17 protein-coding genes are annotated in these 17,467 nt (G+C 39.5%); 16 read left to right on the top strand and 1 reads right to left on the bottom strand.

From position 1 onward, the window contains the following. The first annotated feature begins 106 nt into the window (after positions 1 to 106). From nrdI to BK049_RS18515, 4 genes are all read left to right on the top strand, one after another. Positions 107 to 499 carry a class Ib ribonucleoside-diphosphate reductase assembly flavoprotein NrdI gene (gene nrdI / locus BK049_RS18530; RefSeq protein ID WP_008360380.1) on the top strand — a complete coding sequence of 131 codons (393 nt, stop codon included), beginning with the start codon at positions 107 to 109 and terminating at the stop codon, positions 497 to 499. Then, complete coding sequence (gene nrdE, locus BK049_RS18525) at positions 459 to 2,561, top strand: class 1b ribonucleoside-diphosphate reductase subunit alpha (RefSeq protein ID WP_071169160.1); 2,103 nt, start codon at positions 459 to 461, stop codon at positions 2,559 to 2,561. The genes nrdI and nrdE overlap by 41 nt, the downstream gene beginning before the upstream one ends. A gap of 17 nt (positions 2,562 to 2,578) precedes the next feature. Beyond that, positions 2,579 to 3,559, top strand: coding sequence for a class 1b ribonucleoside-diphosphate reductase subunit beta (nrdF, locus tag BK049_RS18520; RefSeq protein ID WP_008360375.1), 981 nt, complete (start codon positions 2,579 to 2,581; stop codon positions 3,557 to 3,559). 85 nt (positions 3,560 to 3,644) lie between these two features. Continuing rightward, complete coding sequence (locus BK049_RS18515) at positions 3,645 to 4,262, top strand: hypothetical protein (protein ID WP_071169159.1); 618 nt, start codon at positions 3,645 to 3,647, stop codon at positions 4,260 to 4,262. Between the two features lie 67 nt (positions 4,263 to 4,329). Here BK049_RS18515 and BK049_RS18510 read toward each other — a convergent pair whose 3' ends face one another. Beyond that, positions 4,330 to 5,088, bottom strand: a complete 759-nt coding sequence (locus BK049_RS18510) for an N-acetylmuramoyl-L-alanine amidase (RefSeq protein WP_008360371.1) — start codon at positions 5,086 to 5,088, stop codon at positions 4,330 to 4,332. Between the two features lie 320 nt (positions 5,089 to 5,408). Here BK049_RS18510 and spoVK point away from each other — a divergent pair, with 320 nt between their 5' ends. From spoVK to BK049_RS18450, 12 genes are all read left to right on the top strand, one after another. After that, positions 5,409 to 6,368 (top strand): stage V sporulation protein K, encoded by a 960-nt coding sequence (spoVK, locus tag BK049_RS18505; protein ID WP_008360369.1) that lies wholly within the window; start codon positions 5,409 to 5,411, stop codon positions 6,366 to 6,368. Positions 6,369 to 6,489: 121 nt separating this feature from the next. Continuing rightward, the gene (hflX, locus tag BK049_RS18500) at positions 6,490 to 7,752 is read left to right on the top strand and encodes a GTPase HflX (RefSeq protein ID WP_071169158.1); all 1,263 of its coding nucleotides are present in this window, start codon (positions 6,490 to 6,492) and stop codon (positions 7,750 to 7,752) included. 18 nt (positions 7,753 to 7,770) lie between these two features. Then, entirely contained in the window at positions 7,771 to 9,051 is a 1,281-nt protein-coding gene (locus tag BK049_RS18495) for a methionine gamma-lyase family protein (protein ID WP_008360365.1), read from the top strand. A 91-nt stretch (positions 9,052 to 9,142) separates the two neighbouring features. Beyond that, entirely contained in the window at positions 9,143 to 9,553 is a 411-nt protein-coding gene (locus tag BK049_RS18490; protein WP_007499423.1) for a MerR family transcriptional regulator, read from the top strand. 60 nt (positions 9,554 to 9,613) lie between these two features. Then, entirely contained in the window at positions 9,614 to 10,948 is a 1,335-nt protein-coding gene (glnA, locus tag BK049_RS18485; protein ID WP_071169157.1) for a type I glutamate--ammonia ligase, read from the top strand. A 424-nt stretch (positions 10,949 to 11,372) separates the two neighbouring features. Continuing rightward, positions 11,373 to 11,579 (top strand): XtrA/YqaO family protein, encoded by a 207-nt coding sequence (locus BK049_RS18480; protein WP_008362239.1) that lies wholly within the window; start codon positions 11,373 to 11,375, stop codon positions 11,577 to 11,579. Between the two features lie 80 nt (positions 11,580 to 11,659). Further along, positions 11,660 to 12,499: a hypothetical protein gene (locus tag BK049_RS18475; RefSeq protein ID WP_071169156.1), complete on the top strand. Its 840-nt coding sequence runs from the start codon at positions 11,660 to 11,662 to the stop codon at positions 12,497 to 12,499. Between the two features lie 44 nt (positions 12,500 to 12,543). Next, positions 12,544 to 12,927: an ArpU family phage packaging/lysis transcriptional regulator gene (locus BK049_RS18470; RefSeq protein WP_071169155.1), complete on the top strand. Its 384-nt coding sequence runs from the start codon at positions 12,544 to 12,546 to the stop codon at positions 12,925 to 12,927. A 100-nt stretch (positions 12,928 to 13,027) separates the two neighbouring features. Then, complete coding sequence (locus BK049_RS19230; RefSeq protein ID WP_083381149.1) at positions 13,028 to 13,996, top strand: HNH endonuclease signature motif containing protein; 969 nt, start codon at positions 13,028 to 13,030, stop codon at positions 13,994 to 13,996. A gap of 11 nt (positions 13,997 to 14,007) precedes the next feature. Next, the gene (locus BK049_RS18460; RefSeq protein ID WP_071169154.1) at positions 14,008 to 14,493 is read left to right on the top strand and encodes an SMI1/KNR4 family protein; all 486 of its coding nucleotides are present in this window, start codon (positions 14,008 to 14,010) and stop codon (positions 14,491 to 14,493) included. A 277-nt stretch (positions 14,494 to 14,770) separates the two neighbouring features. Then, positions 14,771 to 16,366: a ribonuclease YeeF family protein gene (locus BK049_RS18455; RefSeq protein WP_244887360.1), complete on the top strand. Its 1,596-nt coding sequence runs from the start codon at positions 14,771 to 14,773 to the stop codon at positions 16,364 to 16,366. A 21-nt stretch (positions 16,367 to 16,387) separates the two neighbouring features. Then, a complete protein-coding gene (locus BK049_RS18450; protein ID WP_046343238.1) occupies positions 16,388 to 16,849 on the top strand; it encodes an Imm30 family immunity protein in 462 nt (153 codons plus the stop codon). The last annotated feature ends 618 nt before the right edge of the window (positions 16,850 to 17,467 follow it).

Here is a 17,467-nt window from a genome sequence, read left to right as displayed (position 1 = left end):
TTTTTCGTTTCGAACAACTATATATTGTGTTTTAAAAAAACATAGTATACTATATATAGTGAATAGCGAAATGATCAACAATACTAAAAACTAGGTCGTGATGGAATTGATTCAAATCGTATTTGATTCAAAAACAGGAAATGTTCAACGCTTTTTGGACAAGACCCCTTTTACAGACAAACGAAAATTGACTGGAGAAGAGTTTTTGGATACGCCGTTTATTCTCGTCACCTTTACGACAGGATTTGGACAAGTCCCTAGTACCACTCAGTCCTTTTTAGAGAAAAATGCTCACCTTTTACTAGGTGTAGCAGTGAGTGGCAACAAAGTGTGGGGAGATAATTTTGCAAAAAGCGCCGATACGATTTCTAAACAATATCAAGTTCCTATTTTGCACACCTTTGAGCTAAGCGGAACAAAAAGGGATGTTGAATTGTTTACACAGGAGGTAGAAAGAATTGTCACAAAATCAGGTTCCAAAGTGGATACAATTAAATAACGAGATTATGATTCAAAAAGAAGGAAAGTTTCAGTTCGACAAGGACAAAGAAGCTGTACATAGTTATTTCGTAGATTATATTAATCAAAACACGGTTTTCTTTCACAATTTAGAAGAGAAAATTAATTACTTAATAGAAAACGATTACTATGAGGAAGAATTTTTAAGACAATATAGCATGGCAGATATTAAAGAAGTATTCGATGCTGCCTATGCCAAAAAATTTAGATTCCCATCATTTATGAGTGCGTTTAAGTTTTACAATGACTATGCACTCAAAACAAATGACAAAAAGAAAATCCTTGAACGCTATGAAGACCGCATTTCAGTTGTGGCTCTTTTCTTTGCGGGCGGAGACAAAGAGAAAGCACTTGAATTTGTAGAGCTGATGATCAATCAAGAGTACCAGCCAAGTACACCAACCTTCTTAAACGCAGGACGTAAAAGACGCGGTGAGCTTGTGAGCTGTTTCTTGCTTGAAGTCAATGACTCATTAAACGATATTTCAAGAGCCATTGATATTTCCATGCAGCTTTCTAAACTAGGCGGCGGCGTCAGCTTGAATCTTTCAAAGCTCCGTGCGAAAGGTGAAGCCATTAAAGATGTAGAAAATGCGACAAAAGGTGTCGTAGGCGTCATGAAACTGTTGGATAATGCATTCAGATATGCAGATCAAATGGGACAAAGACAAGGATCAGGAAGTGCCTACCTGAATATTTTCCACAGAGATATCAATGATTTCTTAGATACGAAAAAAATCTCTGCCGATGAAGATGTTCGTGTGAAAACACTCTCGATCGGTGTGGTCATCCCAGATAAATTTATCGAGCTTGCTAGAGAAGATAAAACAGCATACACATTCTATCCTCACACAGTCTATAAAGCATATGGACAGCATCTTGATGAGATGGACATGGAAGAAATGTATGACGAGCTTGTTGAAAACCCAAAAGTCAAAAAAGAAAAAGTGAATCCGAGAAAGCTTCTTGAAAAATTAGCTGTGTTGCGCTCAGAGTCAGGCTATCCATATATCATGTTCCAAGATAATGTGAATAGAGAGCACGCACTGAACCATATTTCACGTGTGAAATTCTCAAACCTTTGCTCAGAGGTACTTCAGGCTTCAGAAGTTTCTTCATACACGGACTATGATCAAGAAGATGAGATCGGACTTGATATTTCTTGTAACCTTGGTTCATTAAATATCATGAACGTGATGAAAAACAAATCCATTGAAAAAACGGTCAAGCTTGCAACTGATTCACTAACACTTGTGTCTGAAACAACAGATATCCGCAATGCACCGGCCGTTAGAAAAGCAAACAAAGCGATGAAATCAATTGGACTTGGTGCGATGAACCTTCACGGGTATTTAGCTCAAAACCAAATCGCTTATGAAAGTGAAGAAGCAAGAGATTTCGCTAACACATTCTTTATGATGGTGAACTATTACTCCATTAAGCGTTCAAGTGAGCTTGCAAAAGAAAAAGGAGAAACATTCCATCGTTATGAGGGCTCTGGCTATGCAACTGGTGAGTACTTCAATAAATACCTGGAAAATGATTTCACTCCAAAAACAGAAAAAGCGGCAGCACTATTTGAAGGCATGCACATTCCAACAAAAGAAGATTGGGCAGCACTCAAAGAATTTGTAGCGGAAAATGGCATGTACCATAGCTATCGATTATGCATTGCACCAACAGGATCCATTTCTTATGTTCAATCGGCAACAGCATCTGTGATGCCAATTATGGAACGTATCGAAGAAAGAACATACGGCAACAGCAAAACATATTACCCAATGCCAGGTCTTTCAGCACAAAACTGGTTCTTCTATAAAGAAGCATACGATATGGACATGTTTAAAGTGGTAGACATGATCGCAACCATCCAGCAGCACGTCGATCAAGGAATCAGCTTTACATTATTCTTAAAAGATACGATGACAACGCGTGATTTAAACCGCATTGATCTTTATGCACACCATAAAGGCATTAAGACACTTTATTATGCAAGAACGAAGGATACAGGGCAGGAAGGCTGTCTTTCTTGTGTTGTTTGATTAAAGGAGAGTTTAACGTGACAAAAATTTATGATGCAGCCAACTGGTCAAAACACGAAGACGATTTTACACAAATGTTTTACAACCAAAATGTAAAGCAGTTCTGGCTTCCTGAAGAGATTTCCTTAAATGGGGATCTCTTAACGTGGAAATATTTAGGTGAAGAAGAGCGAGATACGTACATGAAGGTACTTGCTGGACTCACTTTACTTGATACAGAACAAGGAAACACAGGGATGCCGATTGTGGCAGAACATGTGGACGGCCATCAGCGTAAAGCCGTGTTGAACTTCATGGCGATGATGGAAAATGCAGTTCATGCGAAGTCATACTCAAATATCTTCATGACGCTTGCACCAACTGAAACCATTAGTGAAGTATTTGAATGGGTCAAGAAAAATAAATTCTTGCAAAAGAAAGCAGATATGATTGTAGGTCTGTACCGTTCGATCCAAAAGGATGATCCTCTTTCCTTGTTTAAAGCAATGGTTGCTTCTGTTTACTTAGAAAGCTTCCTATTTTATAGCGGCTTTTACTACCCGCTTTATTTCTATGGACAAGGAAAGCTAATGCAAAGTGGTGAAATCATTAACTTGATTTTGCGTGACGAAGCAATTCACGGAGTGTACGTTGGATTATTAGCACAAGAAATCTACAACAAACAAACACCTGACGTGCAAAAAGAGCTCTATGACTTCTCGATCGACCTGCTCAATGAGCTTTACGAAAACGAACTTCATTACACTGAGGATATTTATGACCAAGTCAACTTATCTCATGATGTGAAAAAGTTCATTCGTTACAATGCCAATAAAGCGTTAATGAACCTTGGATTTGCCCCTTACTTTGAAGAAGAAGAGATTAACCCGATCGTCTTAAACGGACTCAATACAAAAACAAAGTCACATGACTTCTTCTCTATGAAAGGGAACGGCTACAAGAAAGCAACCGTTGAGCCGTTAAAAGATGACGACTTCTTCTTTGGAGATGAATCATAAGTAAAACGCGAAAGTCAAAACGCATCACTCGTTTTGGCTTTTTGCCATTTCTTAGCAGCGAGCTACATACTGGAGGTTACCGAACATGGGAAAAATGGATGAAATCATTTTAGTCGCACCGCGCAAACGTGTGTTCCAAAACGAAACACTTACGTTTAATGGTGTGAATAGTGAAGAAGAAACAATTCGAACGATCATGAAAGAAATCGAAGAGCACTTTGAGCAAATGCGAAGAGGCGATGCAGAGGAAAACCCTGACTTTAAGCAGCCGATTCCTTATGTCGTCATTAAGCGTGAGGACGAAGTGTATGTATATGAAAGACTTCAAGGCGGGGGAGAGGCAAGATTACATCACAAGCTATCTCTTGGTTTTGGCGGTCATATGAATTTTATCGAAGGAAAAGATTTTGCTGAGATTCTAAAAGAAAATACAGATCGTGAGCTGGACGAGGAACTTTCGATTCAAGAAGAAGACAAACGTGAGATGAAAACCCTTGGATTAATCAATGATGATGACAACAGTGTCGGACGTGTGCACATTGGCCTGTTATCTGCACTTGAATTATCACCGGGTGCTCATGTAGAAGTAAAAGAAACAGATCAAATCTCAGGGAAATGGATGAAAGTAACAGACCTGAAAAAGCCTGAATACTTTGAGCGCCTTGAAACATGGTCTCAATTTGTCGTGAACATCTTAGCATAAATGAGTAGACAACAAACCGGCTCTAAAGACAACTTGAGCCGGTTTGTTTTGTTATGACAACTTCAATTTATTGGAAAACAAATGCGTCGTGACCGGCCTGCTTCAATCGAGCTGCTAGTTTATCCGCATTTTGCTTGGAACGGAAAGCGCCAGCCTGCACTCGGAACATGCCGCTTTCTAGCATGACCAATGCTTCAAATCCTTTAGATTTAAGTGTGGCTGCGAGTTCATCCGCATTGGCTCTGACCTTGAAAGCCCCTGCCTGCACCTTATAAAGATTACTTGCTTTTTTTTTCAATTGAAAGGCCTTCTCTAATCCAGTGGCATGAGCACGAGCGATGCCTTGAAGGAAGGTAGCGCTGCGAAGTTTATTGGCATCAGCTGCCGTATCAATAAAACCGTTTTCTGTTAAAATGGCGGACATAGAAGTTTCTCTAAGAACGTGGAAGTTCGCCGTTTTCTTGCCGCGGTCGGCAAAATCAACGGAGCGGACAATCTCATCATGAAGGGCATTGCGATACGTGGTTGTTGGTGCGGAAACGCCAGGGTACACATAGCTTTCAAAACCTGTGCCTCCGCCAGCATTAATATGAATAGACACGAAATAGTCAGCTCCCCAGCTATTTGCCGCATTCGTACGCTGGGATAAAGTGACGGATTGGTCAATTGAACGACTTAAGCGGACGGAAACCCCATCATATTCACTAATCAACATATCTCTCAGAAAAAGCGCGATTTGAAGTGTTATATTTTTCTCCAAAAGTCCATTGGCAGCAGCTCCAGAATCTGTTCCTCCGTGGCCAGGATCAATAAAAATTTTCACCATCTATTCATCACCTCGTCTTTATTTTATGGGGAAATAGAAAAATTGCCTGTACCAAATGCGGAAATCATTAAGACTCTTTTCTGCACAATTTGTGATGAAAAAGCTACATTTTTCTAAGAAAAAGCAAATTGTTGGTTTGTCCGCCCAAAATGGATGAATACAATAGAAATAGCACATCATTTCCTGGGAAACCGCACAATCCCCTACAATAACCTGTATCTCGGGTTATTATGACAGCAAACCTATGCTAAAGCGGGCGATTGTCACGATTACAGCTCCACCCGAATAGAATAAAGAGAGAAGAGCGAGAGGTGAATACGTTGGAGCGAGCTGTCACATATAAAAACAACGGCCAAATCAATATTATACTTAATGGACAGAAACAAGTATTGGTTGATGCAGATTCCGAGGCAGAATATCTGGAAGCTCTGCAAAAAAATGAGGCGAAACACAGCATCCTGCGGGAAATCGAGCGTGAAATGAACAGCCTTGTCGGTATGGATGAAATGAAACGAAACATAAAAGAGATTTATGCCTGGATTTTTGTCAATCAAAAAAGGCAGGAACAAGGATTAAAGGTAGGGAAACAAGCGCTTCATATGATGTTCAAAGGAAATCCCGGCACAGGAAAAACAACGGTGGCAAGGCTTGTCGGTAAGCTTTTCTTTGAAATGAATGTTCTCTCAAAAGGGCACTTAATTGAAGCCGAACGAGGAGATCTTGTCGGAGAATACATTGGGCATACGGCTCAAAAAACAAGAGACTTAATTAAAAAGTCACTGGGCGGCATTTTGTTCATCGACGAAGCCTATTCTCTTGCCCGCGGAGGAGAGAAGGATTTTGGAAAAGAAGCGATTGATACCCTTGTGAAACATATGGAGGATAAGCAGCATGAATTCATTCTCATCCTTGCCGGTTACTCCAAGGAAATGGATCATTTTCTCTCTTTAAACCCAGGTCTGCAATCGAGATTTCCAATCAATATCAACTTCCCTGATTATACGGTCGATCAGCTTATGGATATTGCGAAACGAATGATGGCCGATAGGGAATATGTCTTTACCCAAGATGCAGAATGGAAGCTGCGGGACTATTTAATGCACATTAAGAGCACAACAAGTCCAGCAAAATTCAGCAACGGCCGTTTTGTGCGAAACACCATTGAAAAGGCCATTCGAACTCAGGCGATGAGGCTGCTGCTTGTGGATCATTATGATAAAAAAGATCTACTTACGATTAAAAGCCATGACCTGCAAATGAAAGAGGATACGCCTTCTTAAAATGGCGTATCCTTTTTGTAAAGAGACGCGAAAATAAACCTTCCGAATAGTGGTATACGTGAGATGTGTTTGGTATGATGGTACTACTGAAAACTTAAGTACAGAAAGGAAACAACTGACGTTGAATGAACATGAAATGATCGAAAAAGCGATCCTTGTCGGCTGTCAATTGCCGCATATAACGGATGAACGCTTTCAATATTCTATGGAAGAATTAGCTTCCTTAACCAAAACAGCTGGCGGTGAAGCTGTCAACGTAATGACGCAAAAAAGAAATAGACAGGACAGCGCGACTTACATCGGGAAAGGGAAAGTGGAAGAGCTTGAAGTGCTTTGCGACGAGTTAGCCTGTGATGTCATTATTTTTAACGACGAGCTTTCACCGAGTCAGCTAAAAGCATTGGCGACTGCACTAGATGTGAAAATTATTGATCGTACGCAATTGATTTTAGACATTTTTGCTAAAAGAGCCCGTACAAGAGAGGGGAAGCTGCAAATTGAGCTTGCCCAGCTTCAGTATGCCTTGCCGAGACTGAGTGGACAAGGGATCAGTCTTTCAAGACAAGGAGGCGGAATTGGTGCAAGAGGTCCAGGTGAAACAAAACTTGAAACAGACAGACGTCATATTCGAAACCGCATTCACGACATTCACAGGCAGCTATCTGCAGTCAAAGAACACCGCACGAGATACCGGGAACGACGGAAGAAAAATGGGGTGTTCCAAATTGCCATTGTCGGGTATACCAATGCCGGAAAATCCACTTTGTTTAACCAGTTAACAGATGCTGATAGTCATGAAGAAGATTTACTGTTTGCAACGCTTGATCCGATGACACGTAAAATGACATTGGAATCTGGCTACAGTGTGCTGATTTCAGATACAGTTGGTTTTATTCAAGACCTTCCAACCACACTCATTGCAGCCTTTCGTTCCACCCTTGAAGAAGTGAAAGAGGCAGACTATTTGCTTCATGTGATCGATTCTTCTAATGAGGATTATGAAGGGCACGAACGAACGGTTCATGAGCTTTTAGAAGAATTAGAAGCAGACCGTATTCCGATGCTGACCGTTTATAACAAACAAGATCAAATCAGAACGGATTTTATTCCGTCTTCAAAGCAGCGCCATGTTTTAATCAGCGCGAGACGCGAGGAAGATGTGAAGCGGTTAAAAGCAGAGATCATGGCTGAGTTGAAAAAAGACTTTTTAACACCGTATCATGTGAAGATTCCAGCATATGAAGGGAAGCTTATATCTGCACTAAAGTCAGAAACCCTCGTGGAATCACTGGAATTTCAAAAAGAAGCAGATCTTTATGACATCACCGGCTTTAGTGGTGAGGAGCAGACCATATTAGGTCAAATCAAAAAGTATATGTTGTAGGAAAGGAATTAAATCACGATGTTTCACACTTTAAAACACGGCACCATTTTAGAAAAAATAGCAGCAGAAGCAGAACAAGAAATTTCACTCGTACATCAGCAAATTGATCAAAGAAGCGAACAAAACGAGTGGCGGGTTCTTGAAAGCTATCGGAAACATCAAGTCAGTGACTCTCATTTTAACCCGACAACTGGCTATGGCTACGATGATATGGGGAGAGACACGTTAGAAAAGATCTATGCGGAAGTATTCGGAGCGGAAAGCGGTCTCGTACGCCCGCAGATCATTTCCGGAACACACGCCATTTCCATCGCCTTATTTGGTGTGCTCAGACCTGGCGATGAATTGATCTACATGACAGGGAAACCGTACGATACCCTAGAAGAGATTGTCGGGATTCGTGGGAAAAAAGGGACAGGCTCATTAAAAGACTTCCAGATTGATTACAAAGCCATTGATTTGCGACAAGATGGATCAGTGGACTTCGACAAAGTCAAAGAGTCTATTTCCTCTAAAACAAAAGTCATCGGCATCCAGCGTTCAAAAGGCTATGCTTCAAGACCATCCTTTACAATAGAAGAAATTGAACAAATGATTTCATTTGTGAAAGACATCAATGAGGACATCATTGTGTTTGTTGACAACTGTTATGGTGAATTTACTGAATTACAAGAGCCGTGCCATGTGGGCGCAGACCTTATGGCAGGTTCTCTCATTAAAAACCCAGGCGGCGGCCTTGCCAAAACAGGCGGCTATATTGTCGGAAAAGAAAAATGGGTAGAAGCTTGCTCTTATCGAATGACATCTCCAGGCATCGGAAGTGAAGCGGGTGCATCGCTCTATGCGCTCCAGGAAATGTATCAAGGATTTTTCTTAGCGCCGCATGTCGTTGCCCAAAGCTTAAAAGGCGCCGTGTTTACGGCTCGTTTTCTTGAAAAGCTCGGGTTCCAAACAAACCCGGCGTGGAATGCGAAAAGAACCGACTTGATTCAATCTGTAGAATTTGGAGACCCTAAAAAAATGATTGCCTTCTGTCAGGCCATTCAATACGCATCTCCGATTAACAGTCATGTCACACCGCATGCGAGCTATATGCCAGGCTATGAGGATGATGTCATTATGGCGGCGGGCACATTTGTCCAAGGAGCCAGTATCGAATTATCAGCCGATGGCCCAATCAGACCGCCTTATACGGCCTATGTTCAAGGCGGACTCACCTATGCCCATGTGAAAAATGCGATTTGCAGTGCGGTAGATGCCTTATTGGAGCAAGGTTTTATTGAAGTCCCTGCTCGATAAAAAAATCCATGTTAATATTCCTAACATTTCGTTGACACATAATATAACATGACATATAATAAATTTAAGCAAAGAGGAGGAGAGAGTTGAGATGAGTGATAATATTCGCCGCTCAATGCCTTTATTCCCAATTGGGATTGTCATGCAGCTAACAGAATTATCTGCAAGACAAATTCGCTATTATGAGGAAAATGGTTTAGTATTTCCAGCAAGAAGTGACGGAAATCGCCGATTATTTTCTTTCCATGATGTTGATAAATTACTAGAAATTAAAAACCTCATCGAACAAGGTGTAAACATGGCAGGAATCAAAAAACTTTTTGCCAAAGCTGAGGCAGAGAATCCATCGTCTGAAACAAAGACAGAGGAGAAAACCACAGCGAAGCACAACTTGACAGATGATGAACTCAGGAAGCTACTGAAGAAGGAACTCATTCAGGCTGGACGTTTCCAACAAGGAACAACCTTTAGGCAGGGGGATATGTCAAGGTTCTTCCGTTAACCAATTAGCAAAAGCATTGCTATACACATTTTACCTTTTGTAGGGGAGGAGTTTTACGAAATGGCAAAGTACACAAGAGAAGATATCGTAAAATTAGTAAATGAGGAAAACGTAAAGTACATCCGTCTGCAATTTACAGACATTCTCGGAACAATTAAAAATGTTGAGATTCCTGTGAGCCAGTTAGAAAAAGCTCTCGATAACAAATGTATGTTTGACGGTTCATCTATTGAAGGGTTTGTACGTATCGAAGAATCAGATATGTACCTATATCCAGACCTCAACACATTTGTTATTTTCCCTTGGACAGCAGAAAAAGGTAAAGTTGCACGCTTTATTTGTGACATTTATAAGCCGGACGGGACACCATTTGATGGAGACCCTCGTAACAACTTAAAGCGTATCTTAAAGGAAATGGAAGAACTAGGATTTAGTGATTTCAACCTTGGACCTGAGCCAGAATTCTTCTTATTTAAATTAGACGAAAAAGGCGAGCCAACGCTCGAACTAAACGATAAAGGTGGATACTTCGACCTTGCACCAACAGATTTAGGTGAAAACTGCCGCCGTGATATCGTGCTTGAGCTTGAAGAAATGGGCTTTGAAATTGAAGCATCTCACCACGAAGTAGCACCTGGACAGCACGAAATTGATTTCAAATATGCAGGCGCGATCCGTTCTTGTGATGACATTCAAACGTTCAAGCTTGTTGTGAAAACCATTGCTAGAAAACACGGTCTTCATGCGACATTCATGCCAAAACCATTGTTCGGTGTAAACGGATCAGGTATGCACTGTAACCTATCATTATTCAAAGATGGCAAAAACGCATTCTTTGATGAAAAAGCAGATTTACAATTAAGCGAGACTGCTAGACACTTTATCGCGGGTATCGTCAAGCACGCAACAAGCTTTACAGCAGTCACAAACCCAACGGTTAACTCATACAAACGTCTTGTACCTGGCTATGAAGCACCTTGCTATGTGGCATGGAGTGCACAAAACCGCAGCCCATTGATCCGTATTCCAGCATCACGCGGCATCAGCACACGTGTAGAAGTGCGCAGCGTAGACCCATCTGCAAACCCATACCTTGCACTAAGCGTATTACTTGCAGCAGGTCTAGACGGAATCAAAAACAAACTAGACGCACCAGCGCCAATCGACAGAAACATCTATGTCATGGACAAAGAAGAACGCCTTGAAAACGGCATCGCTGACCTACCTGCAACACTTGCAGAAGCACTTGAGCTGCTGAAGTCAAACGAAGTCATGATCAACGCACTAGGCGATCACCTCTTCGAGCACTTCATCGAATCAAAAGAAATCGAGTGGGATATGTTCCGCACCCAAGTACACCCATGGGAACGCGATCAGTATATGTCTCAGTATTAATAGAGGAACCCCTTGGAGCCATTGGCTTCAGGGGGATTTTTGTTTTTGTGGGTATTTCTAATATTTAAAAAAGAAGCAGGTAACACCTACAAATCACCCACAAAAAAGTGATAAAAAATCACTCCATGATCTTGGAGATATACTCTTCATATTTATTCATTGAATCTGTGTCTATTTTTTCTTGTATGAGGTCCAAGCCAACGAAGCTGTACCGATGCAGAAAGATGAGAAGCAGCTGCTAATGATTAGATTCCCTTCTAAGTGTGAAAAACGATTCTGACGGGAATGATCAAAAAGATTAGGAAGACGGGGCTGCATAAGGTGGCACGCAAACGATCAAGACGATGGTTCCTGCTTTATCGCATAGAGGGTAGATAATGCGTCTATCTCGATGAACAATTCATTATAACACGAGGCCTTGTGGATGAATAATCTTTATAAGCATATAGACTCTAACATTTCAATTGATCAGCTTTTTAAAAAAGGAGAAGTTAAAGTTATTATCCTAGATGGTCATTCCAACAATGTGGTGTTGGCTGAAATCCCAATGTACGGTAGAACCGAGATCACTACACGTGACGGCCAGTTCACAAATTTAAATTATACAAGTTCTCACAGAATAGATATTTAGCAGATAGAGTTCCCTAATTACTTGAAAAAATCTAAAAAATGCCGATTCAATAAAGAAGAATATTGAAAAGGTGTGTATTTATGGAGTATTTTGGATTTCTCGAAAAAATGGGGATACCAAGTAATTTGGCTGCTGCAATAATAGTGTTATTAATCATTTTCAAATTAATAAGACCTATTAATTTATTATCATCAAGTATCTTTGAACAAAAGTTGTTAACTAAAGATATGGTTATACTATTATTAAGTATTAAATATCTTGGACAGACTTTATGGTGGGTATTGATTAATCTGTCTATACTTTATACTTTTGGTGTACCGTCCTGGACTGGGGATCCAAATTTATCTCCCATGATAGGATCAATTTTTTTCGCAATTGGTGCTCCAATTTTCACTATAATTTATGTTATAAACAGTCAATCCTCTTCAAAACTTAATCGGTTTGGGGTAAGAGTATTATTAGCAATACTGTTCATGGTTTGCTTATTGTGCTATTATTTTCCGTTGAATGGAACAGTTGTAACAAATGTATTCGTAGAAAATCCAATTGGAAAATTAGCAATTATAATAGGATGTATGACCGTTCTATGTCTCCCTATACCAGCTTTAATGAAGCAAATTTCAAAATTTTTATATTGGACAAAAGAAAAATATATACTCGTTTCTGACATTGATTTAGCTAATGAACAAAATAATCTTGAAAGTGATTTAAATAAAAAATCTTGGTATGTACTACACGCTATAAACAAAGAATTAATTTTATTAGGAAATAACCCTAAGCCAAAGTTATGTACAGAAACAAAAATTATCAAATTAGAAGACTTGTGCAATATAAAAATGTCGATTGAAGAGGTCGATCAAGATTCTACAAACGAGGAATCTACGAACGATAGTACTTCAAACAATAATTCAATTATATAATTAAACAGTCTGCTTATAAGGTTTTTTAGAGGGAGGGTATAAATTTGTTAACCAACCAATTATGCCTTATTCCTGAGGTCAATGAAAAGCAGGTCCGTCAGACATTAATAAATGAATTGAAGCTTTATAAAGCATTAAAAGTTAAACAAGAGAACTTAGATGAGCAAAAAGCAAATGGCATCTTAACTTTGTTTCCAAGATTAAAAGATCAAAATGTTTGTTCGGAGCTGAAGGTACGACAAATAGAAAGAGCACTAGAGTACAGCTTGGATGAAATTGAACAAGACATTATTCGCATGAAGTACCTTACTTCACGAATAGTTAAAGATCTTGAGGTATGCGAAGAGTTAGGATTAAAGAAAGATCGATATTACAAATTGAAAAAGCAAGCTACGTTTAAACTTTCGACAGCACTCGGAATCATATGAGTGCTGTTTTTGTATAAATGGTATTTTAGGATCATTTATAAATAGATACATATATTGTATATTGGATTTGTTGTAAATAAATTGGAAAAGGAGTATCAGAATGAAGAAATTTGCTTATTCGATTTTCTTTATGGCTTTTCTGTTGACGGCATGGTTATGGACAAGTGATGCTGAAGCTAGTCAATCAAAGGACGGTATCACAACATACAAAGAGACACATGTACTAGAAGTTGACGAAAATGGACATGCAAAAGAAATACAGAGTAAATCTGATATAATTGACCAAGCAAGACAACAATTTAAAAACCAACCTCATGAGCCACCTCAAAGAAATATGCCACAGGGTGACACCGTAGTGCTGCAACCATCCACTAAGAATAAAAATACTAATAAGACTCCAGACGCTAATACTAAAGTCGCGAATACAATTGTCATTGATACATTGTTTAAGTTAGATCAATCGAAAAAGGCAATTACTCATAGTTCCACAATTCGTAGCATTATAGGCAAAGCAAAGCCGATTATTGTAATTGTAGGTAGCACTCTATTTGTAGGAGATGATTATGCGGGGAAATATAACGCAATTTCAACGTATACTAAAGAATTTACAGGTTCTCAGATAAAAGTTGGTGCTACAAAATCAAAAACGTATAAGATGGTTAAAACGAAATTTGTGTACAAATCCGACATACTAACTGCCGGTTGGGTCGGAAGTGCCCCAGGTACTAAACAGAGTACAACTGAAACATATTTAGTTAATAAAAATGCTTATCAATATCCGCAAATTCATAATAGTCATAGTGGTAAATCATTGCCTGCACCAACAAAAGCAAATATGAAATGGTATAAGCCTGAAGATAGAGTGAAGAGAGATAAGGATATCCGTAATAAATATATCAGATGGTATATTGGTAAATACGGCGATCCTAAATGGGATTGGTCTGGTTTAGACATACACCATGTTATACCTTTAGAATATGGTGGAGATAATAAAATGGGTAATTTATATGCACTCACAAGAACGCTGCATCAACAAGAGGTTTCTCCTTGGTGGAGAGGATATAGATAGAAGGTGAAAGATTGAGTAGGATCGTGCAGATATTAGAAAAGCTTGAAAATCAATTAGATGAGAAGAACATCATCAAATTCTCGGTAGACGGTGAAGTCTATGAAAAGTGCTGTACCTTCAATGCCCCAGCCGATCAAGAAAATATAAAACAATTTGAAAAGAAACATCATGCATTGCCTGACGATCTCAAAGAGTTTTTATGTCTACATAATGGAGCAAGAATATTTGAAGACATAGTTTTTGGGAACAAGGTGGGTGGAGGATTACACGTTTTCAGTTTAGAAGAAATCGAATCCGAGTTGTCTAATGATTTTTTTGATCAGGTTGATGGAACAGCTATTGCCGCTCTTTTTGAAGGATGCTACTTGATACTAAATCAGGAAAATCCCAACCTTTATCTATTTGAAGACGGTTTAGAATATAGGCTGCTTGATGTAGATTTTACAACTTTTCTTCAGAAGTATATTGATTCTGAAGGCGATGCGTTTTGGGAATAATAGAACCAAAGTGTCCATGTTTATGGGCACTTTTTTTATTTGCATTGCCGAGATAAAGCAATCATGAATATTTTATTTTGTCCAGAAAGAAACCTGCGGACGCTGATCATTGGGCACTTTAAGTGCCTCAATGGGTGCCCGCTTTTATATTGTGTTTTTGTATCTTTATTCCTATTTAATGACAAACTTTGTGTTGGTAAAATTGACCTTGTCAATGAATAGGAAGGAGTGAACTCTGCTGGGGAAGATACTTGATGCTAAAGCACTAACAAGTGCCATGGACGCAAGGGCGAAACATTATCAGGAACTCCGCGAACAAATGGTTGATTTAAAAAAGGCACTTCAAGGCGTGGCAAACCTGGGTGATGATTTCACTGGGAAAGGTGCGGATAACATAAAAAGTTTCTACAAAGAGCTCGCCGGAAATGTAGACATGTTTATCAGCTTCATCGATAAGCAGAAAGCCTTTCATGAAGGTGTTTCTGGGACACTTGATGATACAAACTTTGGCGGCGACACCTTTGTAGAAGAACACTTTTTAGACAACGCAGTACATATGGGCATCAAGAATGCCAAAAGCATTGTGAAGGATCAAAAAAATGCTCTTAAAACGATTTTTGAAGATATCGATGACCTCATTTCACTGGAGGTATTCGATAGCCAAACCTTTGATGAAAAGATCGAAGATGCGGAAGACGAACGAAAAAAGACGGTTAAAGATTTAATAGAGCTTGATCAAAATCTAAAAGATGAATATGCTTTGTCAGAGACTGAGGAGAAGGCTACAATGGCATTGTATGCAGAAATGATCAATGCTACGAATGACGGGAAATCCATTTCACCTATGAATTTTGATAAAAAAGCATTTCAAGATAGTAAAATCTATAAGGCAAAAAGTGATATTGAGAAGCAAACTGCTGAATATCTCAAAATCAAAAAAGAACAAGAAGAAGCTCGTGAGATCGCAAAGGAACAAGAGGCCCTCGCCAACCGTTCTTGGTATGAAAAAGCGCTCGATTATGGTGGAAACATCGTAAATGAACTGACTGGCGTGAACGATGCAAAACGTGCCGCTACAGGTGTTGACCCGATCACAGGTGAAGAACTAACGTCAGGCCAGCGTGTCGCCGCAGGCGGCATGGCGGCAGCCGGCTACATCCCAATTGTCGGCTGGGCAGGGCGCATTTTTAAAGGCGGAAAAGCGATATATAAAACTTCTAAAGCCACATCAGCTGCAGTAAGAGCGGTCGATATTTACAAGACATCACAAAAATCCTTTGACGCCTTAAAAACATCTCAAAAAGGCTTATATGGACTCACCGCAACTAACGGTTTCAGCGAAGCGATTACAGGCCGAGACATGTTTGGAAATAAGATCTCAAAAGAACAGCAGGAAGCGAGTATGAATGCGGCGCTAGGGATGCTTTTACCGTTTGGAACAAAAGGATTTCATGGTAAGATGGGGGTTAAGGATACTGGGAAAACTCTGCTTCCTAACGAAGGGAAAGTTGGAACGTATAAAGAACTAATTAAGCAAGGAACCGCTTTTGATAATATTACTCCTCATCACATGCCGGCCGATGCAAAAATGAAACAGTCGGGTATAAAAAGGAACAATGGTATCAGTATGAATATGGAACAACCACATCCTGGTACTGGTGGTAGACACCGTGAGACATATACATATGGTTTATCCGGGCAAAAACTGAAGGATTATCTAGAACTCAATTATCGCGATGCATTAGCTCATGATATTTGGGATGCCCGGAAAATATATATAAAAGATGGTTTATACAATTCTGAGATAAGACAAGGTTTAAAAACCGTAATGAATAAAAATAGAGAACAGTATCCTGATTTGTTCAATAAGTAAATATGGAAGGGTTGAATTCCTTTGAATCTTAAGCAGGAATTAAAAAGCTTATACGATAATCGACTTTTAGAAAACGAAAATAACATAAAAGAGTTTGAAGAGTCTTTGGCAAAAGTACTTGATTATGGAAGTGTTTCGGTTATCCCGGATTTATGTTTAGTTTTTGATGACGATACTGAACAATTTGAAGTTATGTTTGGTTTAGTTCATGGAATAGAAAGGTTATATAAAAATAATACAGAAGAAGGGCTCAGTTACATTGCTAAGGCGATTCCCCAGATTCTTAACCAAGCTTCAGAATGGATTGAAATTCTGCATTATAGGATTCTAAACCATCCTGAAGTGAGATTAGTTTATCGCAATGTACTATCAAAACAAGATCCATTCATAGTAGATAATATTAAAGATCTACTAATTGAAATAAAGAATGAAGACCCTGATATGTTTAGTAAATCTGTAGATGAAGTAATAAATAATATCTAGAAAATGATTTAAACCTTGATTGGCCTCTGGCTTCCAAGGTTTTTTTGTGTTTATTTGGCTTTAAGCCGAGAAAACCCCGACAAAAAGGGGGATAAAATGGGGACCTTTTTTCCTCTGTGGATCATCGTATGATAGAGACAAGCAAAACGAACGTGAATATTTTGTCCAGAAGGAAGAACCTGCGGACGCTAATCATTGAGCACTTTAAGTGCCTTGATTGGTGTCCGCTTTTTTTATGGGAGACGCGCCTTTCCCTTATCAATGGCGTATCTGGATACGGAACAAAGGTGTTGAGGAATGTTGCCATACGAGAGGGACATTCTGAGCCTGGATAGCAGCTGGTCTGCGGCGGCCGTATCGAGGACAGTTTTTCATTTTACTTGATGATTGACTGTACTTGGCATCCTCTCGGAGTGTAGTCATCATTGCAAAATCTATTTAAGCGAATAGCGTAAGGTGGTGCTTATTCGGCAAGGAGCGAGTGAAATGAAGATCAGAGATTCTGTTTCTAAAGAGGCATTAAATCAATTTAAAAGCATTGCTCCTGGTTCTAATAGAAAGAAGGAGAACGATGCTGATCCGATAACGACGCGCGATTGGGAAGAAATAATGGGCACG

This window comes from Bacillus xiamenensis (genome assembly GCF_001857925.1).
Classification (GTDB): Bacteria; Bacillota; Bacilli; order Bacillales; family Bacillaceae; genus Bacillus; species Bacillus xiamenensis.
The sequence above is the reverse complement of the archived record's forward strand: the minus strand, read 5'-3'. Positions and strand labels throughout refer to the sequence as shown.

Excerpts from the sequence above, each read along its gene's own strand:
- BK049_RS18515 (WP_071169159.1), top strand. The coding sequence starts at position 3,645 with ATGGGAAAAATGGATGAAATCATTTTAGTCGCACCGCGCAAACGTGTG.
- BK049_RS18510 (WP_008360371.1), bottom strand. The coding sequence starts at position 5,088 with ATGGTGAAAATTTTTATTGATCCTGGCCACGGAGGAACAGATTCTGGA.
- BK049_RS18495 (WP_008360365.1), top strand. The coding sequence starts at position 7,771 with ATGTTTCACACTTTAAAACACGGCACCATTTTAGAAAAAATAGCAGCA.
- BK049_RS18490 (WP_007499423.1), top strand. The coding sequence starts at position 9,143 with ATGAGTGATAATATTCGCCGCTCAATGCCTTTATTCCCAATTGGGATT.
- glnA (WP_071169157.1), top strand. The coding sequence starts at position 9,614 with ATGGCAAAGTACACAAGAGAAGATATCGTAAAATTAGTAAATGAGGAA.
- BK049_RS18480 (WP_008362239.1), top strand. The coding sequence starts at position 11,373 with ATGAATAATCTTTATAAGCATATAGACTCTAACATTTCAATTGATCAG.
- BK049_RS18475 (WP_071169156.1), top strand. The coding sequence starts at position 11,660 with ATGGAGTATTTTGGATTTCTCGAAAAAATGGGGATACCAAGTAATTTG.
- BK049_RS19230 (WP_083381149.1), top strand. The coding sequence starts at position 13,028 with ATGAAGAAATTTGCTTATTCGATTTTCTTTATGGCTTTTCTGTTGACG.
- BK049_RS18455 (WP_244887360.1), top strand. The coding sequence starts at position 14,771 with ATGGACGCAAGGGCGAAACATTATCAGGAACTCCGCGAACAAATGGTT.